General features: G+C 34.7%; 10 protein-coding genes and 1 tRNA gene. 8 read left to right on the forward strand and 3 right to left on the reverse strand.

The genetic code is table 11. The annotated features are described in order from the left end of the window. The first annotated feature begins 68 nt into the window (after nt 1–68). The gene (locus tag K8V80_RS00925; protein WP_276774797.1) at nt 69–614 is read left to right on the forward strand and encodes an RsmD family RNA methyltransferase; all 546 of its coding nucleotides are present in this window, start codon (nt 69–71) and stop codon (nt 612–614) included. A gap of 4 nt (nt 615–618) precedes the next feature. Here K8V80_RS00925 and cls read toward each other — a convergent pair whose 3' ends face one another. From cls to K8V80_RS00940, 3 genes are all read right to left on the reverse strand, one after another. Continuing rightward, a complete protein-coding gene (gene cls, locus K8V80_RS00930; RefSeq protein WP_276774745.1) occupies nt 619–2,058 on the reverse strand; it encodes a cardiolipin synthase in 1,440 nt (479 codons plus the stop codon). A gap of 78 nt (nt 2,059–2,136) precedes the next feature. Beyond that, the gene (locus K8V80_RS00935) at nt 2,137–4,938 is read right to left on the reverse strand and encodes a TonB-dependent receptor (protein ID WP_276774747.1); all 2,802 of its coding nucleotides are present in this window, start codon (nt 4,936–4,938) and stop codon (nt 2,137–2,139) included. Nucleotides 4,939–5,018: 80 nt separating this feature from the next. Next, nucleotides 5,019–5,402, reverse strand: coding sequence for a hypothetical protein (locus K8V80_RS00940; protein WP_006744059.1), 384 nt, complete (start codon nt 5,400–5,402; stop codon nt 5,019–5,021). 166 nt (nt 5,403–5,568) lie between these two features. Here K8V80_RS00940 and aroB point away from each other — a divergent pair, with 166 nt between their 5' ends. The 7 genes from aroB to metH all read left to right on the forward strand — a co-directional run bounded on the left by aroB (nt 5,569) and on the right by metH (nt 15,300). After that, entirely contained in the window at nt 5,569–6,639 is a 1,071-nt protein-coding gene (gene aroB, locus K8V80_RS00945) for a 3-dehydroquinate synthase (RefSeq protein ID WP_276774753.1), read from the forward strand. Between the two features lie 119 nt (nt 6,640–6,758). Continuing rightward, nucleotides 6,759–6,833: transfer RNA gene (locus tag K8V80_RS00950), tRNA-Pro, on the forward strand. A gap of 559 nt (nt 6,834–7,392) precedes the next feature. Continuing rightward, nucleotides 7,393–8,544 carry an MFS transporter AraJ gene (araJ, locus tag K8V80_RS00955; RefSeq protein ID WP_276774756.1) on the forward strand — a complete coding sequence of 384 codons (1,152 nt, stop codon included), beginning with the start codon at nt 7,393–7,395 and terminating at the stop codon, nt 8,542–8,544. Nucleotides 8,545–8,690: 146 nt separating this feature from the next. Beyond that, nucleotides 8,691–9,743: a class I fructose-bisphosphate aldolase gene (locus K8V80_RS00960; RefSeq protein WP_276774758.1), complete on the forward strand. Its 1,053-nt coding sequence runs from the start codon at nt 8,691–8,693 to the stop codon at nt 9,741–9,743. A 120-nt stretch (nt 9,744–9,863) separates the two neighbouring features. Continuing rightward, nucleotides 9,864–10,058, forward strand: coding sequence for a YqaE/Pmp3 family membrane protein (locus K8V80_RS00965; RefSeq protein ID WP_006744056.1), 195 nt, complete (start codon nt 9,864–9,866; stop codon nt 10,056–10,058). A gap of 281 nt (nt 10,059–10,339) precedes the next feature. Then, entirely contained in the window at nt 10,340–11,614 is a 1,275-nt protein-coding gene (locus K8V80_RS00970) for an O-acetylhomoserine aminocarboxypropyltransferase/cysteine synthase family protein (protein WP_006744055.1), read from the forward strand. Nucleotides 11,615–11,616: 2 nt separating this feature from the next. Continuing rightward, nucleotides 11,617–15,300 (forward strand): methionine synthase, encoded by a 3,684-nt coding sequence (metH, locus tag K8V80_RS00975; protein WP_276774763.1) that lies wholly within the window; start codon nt 11,617–11,619, stop codon nt 15,298–15,300. Nucleotides 15,301–15,307: the final 7 nt, after the last annotated feature.

Consider the following 15,307-nt stretch of genomic DNA (forward strand, 5'->3'; position numbering starts at 1 on the left):
AAAAAATATATTGCCAATGTTTCAGTACTCAACCCTTCAGAATATTTAGATTTAAAAGCAATGAATTTATGCGAGTTATAAGCGGAAAATATAAAAGAAGAATGTTCACTGTACCCAAAACATTCAAAGCAAGACCAACTACTGATTTTGCGAAGGAAAACCTATTTAATGTTTTAATCAATAATTATATTGATTTTGAAGAAGGCAATATAATTGCTCTTGATCTTTTTGCAGGAACAGGAAGTATTAGTATAGAGTTAGTTTCAAGAGGATGTGAACAAGTTGTGAGTGTTGAAAAAGATTCAGCACACTTTTCCTTTATAAAAAAGATCATGAAAGAGGTTGGAACAGATGTCTGTATTCCTGTTCGTGCAGATGCTTTCAAGTTTATTAGTAAGACTCATCAAAAATTTAATTTTATTTTTGCCGATCCTCCTTATGCACTCAAAGAAATGGAAACCATACCTCAAAAAATATTTGATGCAGAAATCCTAGAAGAAGGAGGTATTCTAGTTTTTGAACATGGAAAAGATCACTCTTACAAAGAACACCCTTTATTCCTAGAGCAACGTATCTACGGAAGTGTAAATTTCTCGTTCTTTAGACAGAAATAGATGTCTATAATAAAGGGGAAAGGACTCTTACTGCAGATTCTAGTACCCTTACTCTTATTGGCCGTTTAACCCAATTCTTATAAAATACTTCCTCACAAACATGTTGGTCTTTTAAAAAAGCTTGTTTTAGCTTCAGAGCACTCGTTTTATCATACATAAAAGCATTTACTTCAAAGTTGTGTTCGAAACTTCTAAAATCAATATTTGTAGTTCCTACACTAGAAAAGCAATCATCCGAAACCATTGTCTTCGCATGTATAAAGCCATCTTTGTAAAGGTAAATATGAACACCCGCTTTCAGCATGTCCTCGATATAAGATCGAGACCCTAAATGTGTTAATTTGCTATCCGCTTTATCTGGCAACATAATACGCACATCTATACCAGCAAGCGCAGCTGTCTTCAATGCCGTTTGAACAGGCTCTGTAGGCAAAAAATAGGGAGTCTGGATATAAAAGTATTCACGAGACTGACCAATAGCTAAAACAATGCCTTGCATAATATCTCTCCATGGCCCAATTGGTTCACTAGTCACAATCTGACATAGAGATTCTCCACAAGATTCTATGCGAGGAAAAAATCGATCAGAGGATAGTAAAGTATGATCAACAAAATACCAATCCACTAAAAAAGCGGTTTGAAGTCCATGAACAGCCTTTCCTTTGATCATAATATGAGAATCTCTCCATTGCCCCCACTCTACTCCTTTGAGATATCTACTAGCAATATTAATTCCGCCAACAAAACCTACCACACCATCAATAACAATTATCTTTCTGTGGTTACGATAATTCACTTTACTAGTAAACAAAGGGAAACGAACTTTTAAAAAAGCTCTAACTTCAATACCAACATAGCGCATTTCATCAAAAAACCTATTAGGAACACTCCAACAGCCCACGTCATCATAAATAACACGAATAGTAACACCTTCTTTGGCTTTATCTATCAAAACATCGCGAATAAGATGCCCCAACTCGTCATTCTCGAAAATATAATAGTTAATATGAATATGATCTTTTGCTTTATAAAGCTCCTTAATTAGAGTAGAGTACTTTTGATAACCATCAGTAAATAATGTCACATCATTCCCATCGTAAGGAAAAGCTTGATTAGTTCGTCTAAATAAAGAAATGAGTGAATTATAGTTTGGAGGTAGCTGCACAGCTTCTTGAGCTTGATATTCAGCACGAGGTTTCTGCAAAAGATTTCCATAACTCTTTTTACTAATGATACGCTCTCTACGTTGATCTTGTCCAAAGAAAAAATAGATTATTAGCCCTATAAAAGGAACAAATATAAGCACCATCAACCAAGCTATGGTCTTTAAAGGATTTCTATTATCTAAAATAACAATGATAATAGTCCCAAAAACAACAGCAAAATAGAGTATTTTAAACAAAGTACCAGCCAATCCGGCTAATGAAAATCCTAGATCTATCATATATCTACACGCAATATTAACAAATGTAGATAAAAAAGGACATGCAACAAACCGAACAAATGCTTATTAAGGCTATTTCTAGTACATGCGATGCATACGGCGACTTCCTCCTGGCCCTCTTCTTCGACGCATATCTTTTTTATCATTACCTCCAAAAGTATTTAACTTATAAACAAAATGCACCATGAAGAAGTTGGTTATTTCATTATACTCAGTATCTTGGCGCATACTTGCTGATATAGAACGAGATAAATTACTCCTTTGTTTCAATATATCAAAAAATTGAATACTTATTGTAGCTTGTTTAGCTTTCAAGAAGTCTTTGGACAGCTGAACATTCCATATAAACTCATTACGATCCATTCCTTGGCTATAACCCTTTTTGATAGTATAAGAACCATCTGTAGAAAAGTTTATATCCCAAGGAAATCTAATATTAGAGTTTAATCCTAAACTGTAATCAAATGTCTCTCTATTACTCTGAGGCTGCATAGTATTGCTAACCTTTGAGTAGTTCACAGAACCATCAATACCCGCTTCGAACCAATCATTTCTAAAGTTTAGATTTAACGATTCTCCTAATCTTAAATTTTTAGTTTTATTCTTTTCAGCTTCACTATTAGGATCTAAAGAAAGATAACCCGCGATATTATTAAAATTAAATCTTGAAAAAGTAGTAAATGTAAATTTCTTATTCTTAAAAGGAGTAGTAAAGTTTACCATAGCTCTTGTATTCCAATTACCATTAATATTCTCTGGTCTAGTAACTTTACCCCCAGTTTCGGGGTCATATATAACTTTTGAACTCACACTGTTTAACACATTTTGAAAAAATACATGAGCAGACAAACTTCTTTGAGTCTTAGCAAAATAAGAGTTATAAAACATCATAAAGAAGTTTGTATAGGAAGGTTTCAATCCTGGATTACCTTCACGGATGTTTAATGGATTAGTTATATCTCTTATTGGCAACAAGTCCATCATATTGGGCTGACTCGTATTACCTCTATACATTATTCTCATAAAACTCTGCTTATGAAACTGATAGCGAAAATCAAAAGTTGGCGTAAAATTCACTACAGTACGAGTAGTATCAATTTCTTGCTCCCCCTGTGTGTACTCCATTTTATTTCGTTGTGGCTGAACAGACACCCCTATATTGTATCTGTATTTTTCACGAATCGTATTTAAATTCAAGCTAATATCATGGTTGTCATAATAATTACGTGCAAGTTTACTTAGTTCAGAGTCTAAGAAATCTTCCAAATTATCGCCCTCCACATATCCATCTAAATTATAGCTCTTTCTATCAGTTTTGTTATACGACTTGTTATAGCTGTATCCAAACTGTAAAAAACGATTTTTGAAGATGGGTTCAGAATACATTAATTTAACACGATAGCTATAATTATTATTATCATTCTTTGTAATAAGATCGCGCTCAGTCTTTTCTCCTTTCTTAAAGTACTCTATCAAAGAGTAGTTCCCTCCATTATCATCACTATTGCCAAAAGAATAATCAACATCTAAAGCTATATTTCGACCTTTTGTGTTTAGCTTTCTATTGATAAAGAAAGAGGTACCAAAGCCTAAGTTATTTCCTTTACTGAATGAATTGTCAACACTTTTATTTATTGCTAATCCATTGTTTATCATATCTTCCCAATTATCAAAATCGTCAATATCCCCTGTGAGGCTCTCCCCATTGGATAACCTATTAGTGCGAGAATAATTAAACCAAGGAAGAATTAATATATTTGTTAAAGAATCAGGTTTCCACTCTACTCTGAAGTCACTATTAATTGATTTACTATCATTAATACTATTATTAAAACCTTTAGAAAAGGATGAATTCTCTTGCAAGAAGGTTTCAGATGTATATTTAGATTGCAAATCACGTTCAGTATCTGAGTAATTCACGTTTCCTCCAGCATCAATTTTGGGACGTTCCAAACTAAAGTTTAGCCCTCCCGACTTATTATCTTCAATTCCGTTATTCCGTGACCATCTTCTTCCCCCTCCAACAGATGCATCTCTTACATTATTTAGATTTAAAAACCCTGATAGTTGATCACCATCTGAAAAACGATTTAACATCCCTTTTAAGGTATGTCTATTATGATTACCTACACCAACATCAGCATTACCAAACCAGCCTTTATTTGCACCATCTTTTACACTAATATCTAATACTGTCACCTCTTTTCCATCGTCGATTCCAGTAATTCTAGATTGATCACTTTTTTTATCATAAGTCTTCAGTTTTTCAATTACATCTACAGGTAAATTTTTCATTGCTATGTCAGGATCTTTAGCAAAGAATTCTTTCCCATCAATCATGATTTTTGATATCTCTTTCCCATTTATCGTAATTTTACCATCTGTATCAACCTGAGCTCCTGGTAGTTTCTTTACTAATTCTTCAAGCATTGCATTTTGTGGCACTCGATAAGCAGCACTGTTAAATACTAGAGTATCTTCTGCTACGGTAACCTTTGGTACCTCTGCTGTAACAACTGTTCCTTCTAAAAAAATAGCATCTGTCAATAATTCAAGTTTTCCTATATTCGTTTTCTGCTTCAAGCTCTTTTGGGAAACAGGATATAACAATGTCTTATATCCAATAAAAGAAACTTTAAGAATATAGTTTTTACTTGTCAATCCTGATAAAGAAAACTGACCATTTATGCCTGAAGAAACTCCTTTTACAAAAGTACTATCTGGAAGAGAAAGCAATTGTACTGAAGCACTCTCAACGCCTTCATTCATTTCTTTATCAAAGATTTGTCCATATATTTCCACTTTGTTTCCTTGTCCAAATAAGGATATAGGAAATATCATCAAAGATAGAAGTAAACCTATTTTTTTAAAAACACTCATAAATAAGGGGTTGTGTTATATTTGTCAATGATTCACTTATTAAGACTCATATAATCACAAAAGGTTTAATTAGAATAAATTTATTTTTTGAGAATGGTGAAAAACTCAAAACATACATTACTCAAAATTAAAAAAGTAAGAAAAGAAGAGCTATCAACATAACTTATATCTTGAATAATTATGTGATACATCATTTCTGCAAAAAGATAGATCCATGTAAGGAACAATCCATAAAGTATAGAACGTCCTCTATAGGTCTCAATCTCTTTATTTTCTTCTCCCCTTTTAGCAAAAAGAAGAAGAAAAGCTCCTGCAATAAGAATCAATTTTATGGAAGCCTTAAACACTGAAAAGTTATCATCCGTTAGAAGTTCTAAATTCCACGCAATGAATGGAAATACAACTGCCAAACCCAAAGTGGTATAGCCTGCTTTACGACAAAATTTCGGGAATAATGCTTTCATAATTAGAGTAAATGTTCATGTTATGCAACAAAGATAGCATAAATGATGTTGTATTATTCAATTAAAGAAATTAAGTCCATTTTAAAATCAGAATTTATGACTTTATTTTTCAAATAAAGCCATTAGGTATATCTTTGTATTTGACTCAGCAAAAAAGAAACAAATCATGGGAACTCAAAAAATAATTATCACTGACCATCTTCATGAATGTCTTACAGAAGAAATAGAACTTTTAAAGCCGGATAAAATATTTATTCTTACAGACTCTACTACACACGAGGCTTGCTATCCTCTTATCAAGGATCACCCTCTATTAGGAGAAGCAAATATCAGTACAATTCCTGCAGGAGATGAGAACAAAAGTATCCAATCTCTTATGTTTGTATGGAAAAGTCTGAGTTCTTTCGGGGCATCAAGAAAATCGTTACTGATCAATATAGGCGGAGGAATGATATCCGATTTAGGCGCTTTTGCAGCAGCCACATTTAAACGTGGTATGCGTTGTATTAATATCCCTACTACTCTATTATCTATGGTAGATGCCTCTTTAGGAGGAAAAACAGGAATTAACTTCAACGGTCTTAAAAATGAAGTAGGGGCTTTTTATGAAGCCAACGCAGTGCTAATTAATATGCAGTTTTTGAAAACTCTTGACAAACAAAACAATTTATCGGGCTATGCAGAAATGCTTAAACACGGCTTAATTTTTGATGTCCCAAACTATCAAGAACTACTTAATTTTAGATTTGAGAAGAATGCTGATTTAAATAAGTTGGGCATCCTTGTACAAGAATCTATCAACGTAAAGAAATATTATGTCAACAAAGATCCTCATGAACAAGGAGTAAGAAAAATATTGAACTTAGGACACACTATCGGTCATGCCTTTGAAAGTTTTGCTATGCACAGTAAAAAACCAATTTTACATGGTTATGCAGTTGCTTGGGGATTAATTTGCGAACTATACATTGCCCATAGACAGTGTAATTTTCCTAAAGAAGAGCTTAAAAAGTTGATTGACTTAATCAAAGATAGATATGGTATTTTTGAATTTACATGCAAATCATACGATAAGTTATATGAATATATACTTCATGATAAAAAAAACACAAAAGGCTCTGGAATCATAAGCATACCCCTACTCAAAGAAAGAGGAGTTGTATCCCTAGATGAAACAGTGGATAAAGATCTCATTTATGAAAGCTTTGATTTTTTTAGAGATTTCATGGGAATCTAAATCCAAGGATTCTAAGTATAAGCGGCTAAGATAAAGGATTTGTTAACTGAAATAGGCCTTCTATATTTTGCTTAATTCAAAGAAAGGACTAATTTTGCAGTCATCATATAAAACAGATTCGGGGTGTGGCTCAGCCCGGTTAGAGTGCGCGTCTGGGGGGCGCGAGGTCGCTGGTTCGAATCCAGTCACCCCGACAAATTGATTTTCAAGCAGTTACATTCATTTGTAACTGCTTTTTTGTTAAATACTAAAAGCATTACTACTCATTTAAAGCCTCTTCTTCGTATCTTTTATCACCCAAACCATTTGTTTTAACTTACAAACTTTATAAAAAAGCGACTTTTCAGAAAACGAATTTGTACAAAAAGATAGCTACTAGTACTATAAAGCCTATTACACTTACGACTAATCGTTTCTTACCTATTTTACTAGGTCTAAATATTATTTTATTGCTCATATCACTAATATAAATATTATTTTATTTTTAATTCATATTATCCACTAAAATAATACTACATTCTATTTTAGTGAATTTCAACTAATAGTTTAATCGTATAAAAAATTATTCTAACACCGATATCGTAATGACATGTCGGTGTCAAAGCAAACTCATGTCGGTGTCATGATAACAACAAGACTTAGTACAAACAGCGACTAACTCTACATTGAAAAAGAATGATAATTGAATTATCTAATTCTATATCAACTCCTTTTCTGATATTTATTTAACTTTGCATCTTCATAATTATCATAATGAAAAAAAGTTTAATAGCACTGGCATTTGGGACATTAGGATTAGGCATTTCGGAGTTTGTAATGATGGGAATCCTTTCAGATGTTGCAAATGATTTACACATCAGTATTACAGAAGCTGGACATCTTATTTCTGCCTACGCACTAGGCGTTTGTATAGGAGCTCCTATTCTAGTTTTCGCTCGAAAAAAATCCCTCAAGAATATTATATTGATATTAGCCTCTATCATTATCGCTGGAAATTTAGCTGCAACATTAGCTCCTAATTATCATTTTTTATTAGGTGCACGTTTTTTATCAGGATTACCCCATGGAGCCTATTTTGGTGTAGGCTCAATTATTGCTTCAAAACTTGCTACTAGAGGTAAAAAATCGGAAGCAGTATCTATTATGATTGCAGGTATGACTTTTGCAAACTTAATTGGAGTACCTCTAGGTACAAGCCTTAGCTTAGCTCTGTCCTGGAGAGTCGTCTTCTTACTCGTTAGTCTATGGGGAATTGTTATATTATATTCTATTTGGAAATGGGTTCCACAAGTGGAGGGCCTACAAGACACTGGATTTATAGGTCAGTTTCATTTTCTAAAATCTCCAGCAGCTTGGCTTTTGATAGGAGCAACTATGCTGGGCAATGGAGGGATATTTTGTTGGTATAGCTATATTAATCCTTTGCTGACTCAAGTCTCAGGGTTCCCCATCAATTCAATCACTTTTTTAATGGTGCTCTCTGGCTTCGGAATGGTTATTGGCAATTTAATTAGTGGTCGATTATCTGATAGATTTACACCCGCAAGGGTAGCAGCATCCGTCCAAGGACTAGTTTGTCTTATATTACTTGCCCTATTTTTCTTCTCTCCTATTTCATGGGCATCAGTACTCCTCATGATGTTATGCACAGCTGGACTATTTGCTTTATCTAGTCCGCAACAAGTTTTACTCATTCAATATTCCAAAGGCGGTGAACTCTTAGGTGCTGCAAGTGTACAAATGGCTTTTAATCTTGGTAATGCTATCGGAGCTTATTCTGGAGGTTTAGTTATTGATGCAGGATACAGTTATCAACATCCTGCACTATTGGGTGTACCTTTTGCATTACTAGGATTTATCTTACTCTGTACATTTATTAAAAGATATGAATCCAAACAAATTTAAGATATAGAGAGATAAATAATAACACCAAATAATATTCTTATTACCAACAACTTACATAATAGTTAAAAAGGTTTATTTATAGCTCTAATCAAAACTGTATAGCGAATCAATGTGTTAAGTACATAATGATTTTAAAGAGATAAAATATGAAAAACATTATTGATTTATTAGGTAAAGAATCCGATTATTATTTAAACCACGAATGTAAAACCATTGATAAGTCTCTCCTACACCTTCCTGGATCAGATACGATAGACCGTATTTGGATAGACTCAGACAGAAACTTACCAACACTAAACAGTCTTCAAAGATTATTAAATCATGGAAGATTAGGAGGCACAGGTTATGTTTCTATACTTCCTGTAGACCAAGGCATTGAGCATACAGCTGGAGCTTCATTTGCGCCTAACCCTCTTTATTTTGATCCTGAAAACATTGTTAAGCTAGCAATAGAGGGTGGCTGTAATGGTGTAGCCTCAACTTTTGGAGTTTTGTCTTCTGTAGCAAGAAAATATGCACATAAAATACCATTCATCGTGAAGTTAAATCATAATGAGCTACTTACTTACCCTAACTCATACAACCAAGTGATGTTTGGAACGGTAGAAGATGCTTGGAATATGGGTGCTACTGCTGTAGGTGCTACTATCTATTTTGGATCAGAAGAATCAAGGAGACAGATTGTTGAAGTTGCTGAAGCCTTTGATTATGCTCATGAATTGGGTATGGCTACTATCTTATGGTGTTATTTAAGAAATAATGATTTCAAGAAAGATGGTGTAGATTATCATTCAGCAGCAGACTTAACAGGACAAGCAAACCATTTAGGTGTTACCATTAAGGCTGATATTGTTAAACAAAAATTACCTAGCAATAATGGAGGTTTCAAGGCTATTCATTTTGGCAAGACAGACGAAAGAATGTACACAAAACTAACTAGTGATCATCCTATTGATCTATGTCGCTATCAAGTAGCAAATGGTTATATGGGAAGAGTAGGATTAATAAATTCTGGTGGAGCATCTTCTGGAGCTAGTGACCTTCACGAAGCAGTTGTAACAGCTATTGTTAATAAGCGTGCTGGAGGTATGGGTTTAATTAGTGGACGAAAAGCCTTCCAAAAGCCTATGAATGAAGGTGTCGAATTATTGAATACTATTCAAGATGTATATCTCAACAAGGATATAACTATTGCATAACTTATTAAAGCTTATATTTTGAAAGAGGTACTTACAACAAGCAAGTACCTCTTTCTTTTGCTGCTAGTTCTCAAATAATATGACTAAATTGGACTTCTAAATTCACTAATAATTATTTCTATGATTTTAATTGCTGTACTCCTTCCATGGTTGTCTTTTTTCTTAAGAGGAAAAATAGTTTCGGGTATTATTTGCCTCATTCTACAGTTCACTTTAATAGGCTGGCTACCTGCTGCTATATGGGCGGTAGCATCAAGAGTACAAGGAAAAAACAAGGCAGATATAAGGCGACTAGAAAAGAAGATTAATCAATAATATTAATAGAGTACCTAATGTGTTAATTAACACTCTTACTATTGTTCTTTAAAAAAGAAGTAATATATTTATCACCATTGAATACTAAAAGTATGGGATATAAGTTATCAAATATGCAAGCTATGATGATGTTCATGTGGAGTTCTTACTTCGCAAAGCTTGCTTATACCCATAACTTAACGGATTAGAATTATATTTCTTTAAATATATAGGAGTAAAGGAGCATTTGCGAAAAGCAGATGCTCCTTTTTTTATGTCTAAAATTTTAAAAGCAAAACATTATGAACAAGCTCAAATTTGAAACTCAAGCCTTACATACAGGGCACAACACAAGTAAAACAGAGGGAACCCAAGCTATTCCCATTTATCAAACTACATCGTATGTCTTTGACAATGCAGATCATGCTGCAGGTGCATTCAACCTTTCAATTCCGACTTATATCTACACACGGCTAAACAACCCTACCAACGATGTACTAGAACAAAGGCTAGCTGCTATTGAAGGAGGTATCGGAGCTGTAGTTACTGCTTCTGGAGCTTCAGCCATTTCCACAGCCTTGCTTACATTGCTAAAAGCAGGTGATCATATTGTATCTTCAAATAGTCTCTATGGCGGAACATACAACTTACTACAGGTTACTCTTCCAAGGTTTGGTATCAATACCTCTTTTGTGAATCCTCTAAAACCTAACAATTTCAAAGAGGCAATTCAAGAGAATACCAAAGCTATATTCGTGGAATCACTGGGCAATCCTAAGCTAGACATAATTGATCTAGAAGAAGTTTCTCGCATTGCTCAAGAAGCAAAAATACCGCTGATCGTAGATAATACAGTTGCTACTCCCTATCTCCTAAAACCAATAGAGTATGGTGCTAATATTGTTATACACTCTCTCACAAAATATATTTCAGGGAATGGAACCTCACTTGGGGGTGCTATCATAGATGCAGGAACATTCAATTGGGGCAATGGTAAGTTCCCTGAATTTACCAATCCTTCACTTGGATATCATGGACTAATCTATCATGAAGCATTAGGAAATTCGGCATTCATAGCTAAAGTGAGAGTAGAAGGGTTAAGGGATTTAGGCGCTGCCCTTAGTCCTTTTAATGCTTTTCAAATTATACAAGGATTAGAGACTCTCCCACTAAGAATTATAGGGCATAGTATAAATGCCTTAGAACTTGCTAAATGGTTAGAAGTACAAGATGAAGTAGCTTGGGTAAATTACCCTGGCTTAAAATCAAGTCCATACAACTCTCTTTCTCAAAAATATCTACCTAGAGGACAAAGTGGCGTGGTAACCTTCGGACTTAAAGGAGGATTTGATGCTGCTAAAACAGTAGTGAGCAATACAAAACTATTTGCTCTTCTTGCCAATATAGGAGATACTAAATCGCTCATTATTCATCCAGCCTCAACAACACACGAACAACTTAGCGTGAAAGAACAAATCGAATCAGGAGTTACTCCTGATTTAATTCGACTTTCTGTAGGATTAGAAAACATATCCGACCTTAAAAATGATTTAAAACAAGCCTTTAAACTTTTATAGAAATGAACTCTAACTTTGACCTTATTCGGAATTTAATTCAAGAAAAGATATTAGTATTAGATGGTGCTATGGGTACAATGCTCCAATCCTATTCTTTCTCTGAAAAGGATTTTAGAGGTACTCTCTTTACAGACTCAACAATTCCTCTAAAAGGTAATAATGATGTTCTATCGCTTACACAGCCTCAAGCTGTGCAAGCGATTCATGAAGCCTATTTAGAAGTCGGTGCAGACATAATAGAAACCAATACTTTTTCATCCACAACAATTGCTCAAAATGATTATAACCTTGGTGAGTATGTATATGAGCTTAATTTTAAATCGGCACAATTAGCAAAGAAGGCAGCAGAACACTATACTCAACTTACCCCTAACAAACCCCGTTTTGTTGCTGGAACTCTTGGTCCAACTAATAAAACAGCGAATTTATCTCCAGATGTTAATAGACCGAGCTACAGGGCTGTATCATTCCAAGATTTATATGTTGCCTATAAGCAGCAAGCCGAAGCGTTAATAGATGGAGGTTGTGACTTACTACTTGTAGAAACAGTTTTTGACACTCTAAATGCTAAAGCTGCTCTTTTCGCGATAACAGACATCAATAAGGAGCGAAACATATCTATTCCTATCATGCTGTCGGGCACTATTACAGATGCTTCAGGAAGAATTCTTTCTGGACAAACCATTGAGGCTTTTGCCATATCCGTTTCTCATATTCCATTACTCTCCATTGGGCTCAATTGTGCTCAAGGAGCAAAACAACTAATACCCTATCTTATCCAGTTAGGAAAAGAGGTTCGTATTCCTCTCTCTGTTCATCCCAATGCAGGGCTACCCAATGAGTTTGGGCACTATGACCAGACTCCAGAACAGATGGGAAATGATATCCTTTCTTTTATTAACAACCCCCAAGTAAGAATAGTGGGAGGTTGCTGTGGGACAACTCCTAAACATATTAAGTGCATTGCTCTATTGGTTGATAAACAAAACCAACAGACTCCCCTTTTTAAACAAGCTGAGGAGGCGCAAATATTAAAACTTTCGGGATTAGAGCCTTTTCGATATACGGACAACATCACCTTCGTAAACATAGGAGAAAGAACGAATGTCACTGGTTCTAAAAAATTTCTACGACTTATTCAGAATAAAAATTATGAAGAAGCTTTAGAAATAGCACGGGACCAAGTAGAGGGAGGAGCACAAATCCTAGATGTAAATATGGATGAAGGGTTACTCAACGGAACAGAAGAAATGACAACGTTTCTCAACCTTATAGCCTCTGAGCCAGATATCGCACGAATTCCTATTATGATTGACAGTTCAAAGTGGGAAGTTATAGAGGCAGGCTTACAATGCTTACAAGGAAAAGGAGTGGTTAACTCTATTAGTTTAAAAGAAGGAGAGAAAAAATTCATCACTTATGCACAGAAGATAAAACAATATGGAGCTGCAGTAGTTGTAATGGCTTTTGATGAAAATGGACAAGCCGATTCTTTAGAAAGACGAATAGAAATCTGCCAACGTTCTTACAATTTACTTGTTCATAAAGTACACTTTCCTGCAGCCGATATCATCTTCGACCCAAATGTATTTCCAGTAGCAACAGGTATGGAAGAACATAAAAACAATGCTATAGACTTTTTCAAGAGTACAAAATGGATAAAAAATAATCTTCCCTTTGCCAACATTAGTGGAGGTATTAGCAATGTGTCTTTTTCTTTCCGAGGAAATAATACAGTAAGAGAAGCTATGCACTCTATTTTCTTATATCATGGAATAAAACACGGGTTAACTATGGGCATACTAAACCCTACTATTCTAGAAATATATAATGAAATAGAACCTCGATTATTAGAACTTATTGAAAATGTATTTTTCAACAGAAAGAAGAATGCTACAGAGACCTTACTTCAATATGCAGAATCTCTAAAGGGGAAAGTAGAAAACACAGCTACGCCCAATTTAGTATGGAGAGAAGGATGTCTTCAAGAACGTATTAATCATGCTTTAATTAAAGGCATATCTACTTTTATAGAACAAGATGTTGAGGAGGCTCGGCAATCTGTAGAACACCCAATACAAATAATTGAAGGGCATCTTATGATTGCTATGAACTTAGTAGGTCAACTTTTTGGAGATGGAAAAATGTTCCTCCCTCAAGTAGTAAAATCTGCTAGAGTAATGAAACAAGCAGTAACTTACCTCCTACCTTTTATTGAAAAGTTAAAGGCACAAGATCAACTAAATGCATCAAAGCCCAAAATTGTACTAGCTACTGTTAAAGGCGATGTACACGACATTGGTAAAAATATTGTTTCTGTTGTATTGGCCTGTAATAATTATCATATCATAGATTTAGGTGTGATGGTTCCCACTGAAAATATAATTCAAACGGCCTTAGCTGAACAAGCAGACATTATAGGTTTAAGCGGACTAATCACGCCTTCACTCGACGAAATGATTCATGTCGCTCAAGAATTAGAAAAAGCACAATGTACAATTCCTTTAATGATAGGAGGAGCCACTACAACTAAGCTTCATACTGCTCTAAAAATAGCACCAGAATATAGTGCCCCTGTTATTCATGTAAAAGATGCTTCTCGTTCTGTCTCAGTGGCTAGTTTATTACTTAATCCAGAAACCGCACCTATATTTATAAATCAAATTAAAGAAGAGTATGAAGGAATATGTATCCAGTACAAGAACAGAAAAGAACCTCGAAAATTCATACCGTTAGATGAGGCTCGAAAAAATAAGTTTTCAACCAATTGGAACCTTTACACTCCTATTTTACCCAAGGATAAAGGTATCCAAGTAAAACAGCTAGATGTACAACAACTCATACCCTACATTGACTGGACACCCTTCTTCTCAGCATGGGAACTTCATGGTAAATTTCCAGACCTATTAGATGATGCTGTCGTAGGTGAAGCTGCAACCTCCTTATACCAGGATGCAAAAGCTTTCCTTAAAAAGATTATAGAAAACAAATGGATTCTACCCAAAGCTATTTATGAGTTTTTGCCAGCCAATCAAGTAAATGAGGACGATATTGAAGTATATGATGAACAAGGTAAAATATTAGAAACCATCCCTACCCTTCGTCAACAAATGAAGAAGAATAATGGCTCGCCCAATTTTGCACTAGCAGATTTTATTGCACCAAAATCTAGTGGTAAAAAAGATTATATCGGTTTCTTTTGTGTTTCAAGTGGTTTTGGAGTGGATGAAAAAGTTCAAAAACTCAAAAAAGAAGGGGATGACTATACAGCTTTATTACTATCCTCTCTATCAGATAGGCTAGCTGAAGCTAGTGCAGAGTATCTACATGAATATGTTAGAAAAAAAGCATGGGGATATGTTCCCGATGAATCTCTATCCTACAAAGATTTACTAGATGAAACTTATCAAGGAATTAGACCAGCTCCTGGTTATCCTGCTTGTCCTGATCATCAACAAAAGGGAACATTGTGGAAACTTCTCCAAATAGACAAAAATATAGGCGTTCGCATCACAACTAATTATGCGATGCACCCAGCATCATCTATCTCTGGATACTATTTTTCACACCCACAGAGTAAATACTTTGCCATTGGCAAAATAAATTCAGACCAAATTGAAGACTATGCCAAGCGAAGAGGACAAAAACTAGAAGAAATACAACATTGGTTAGCTGCATACATTTAAAACTACT

Source organism: Bacteroides coprosuis (assembly GCF_020741705.1).
GTDB classification, from domain to species: Bacteria; Bacteroidota; Bacteroidia; order Bacteroidales; family Bacteroidaceae; genus Bacteroides_E; species Bacteroides_E coprosuis.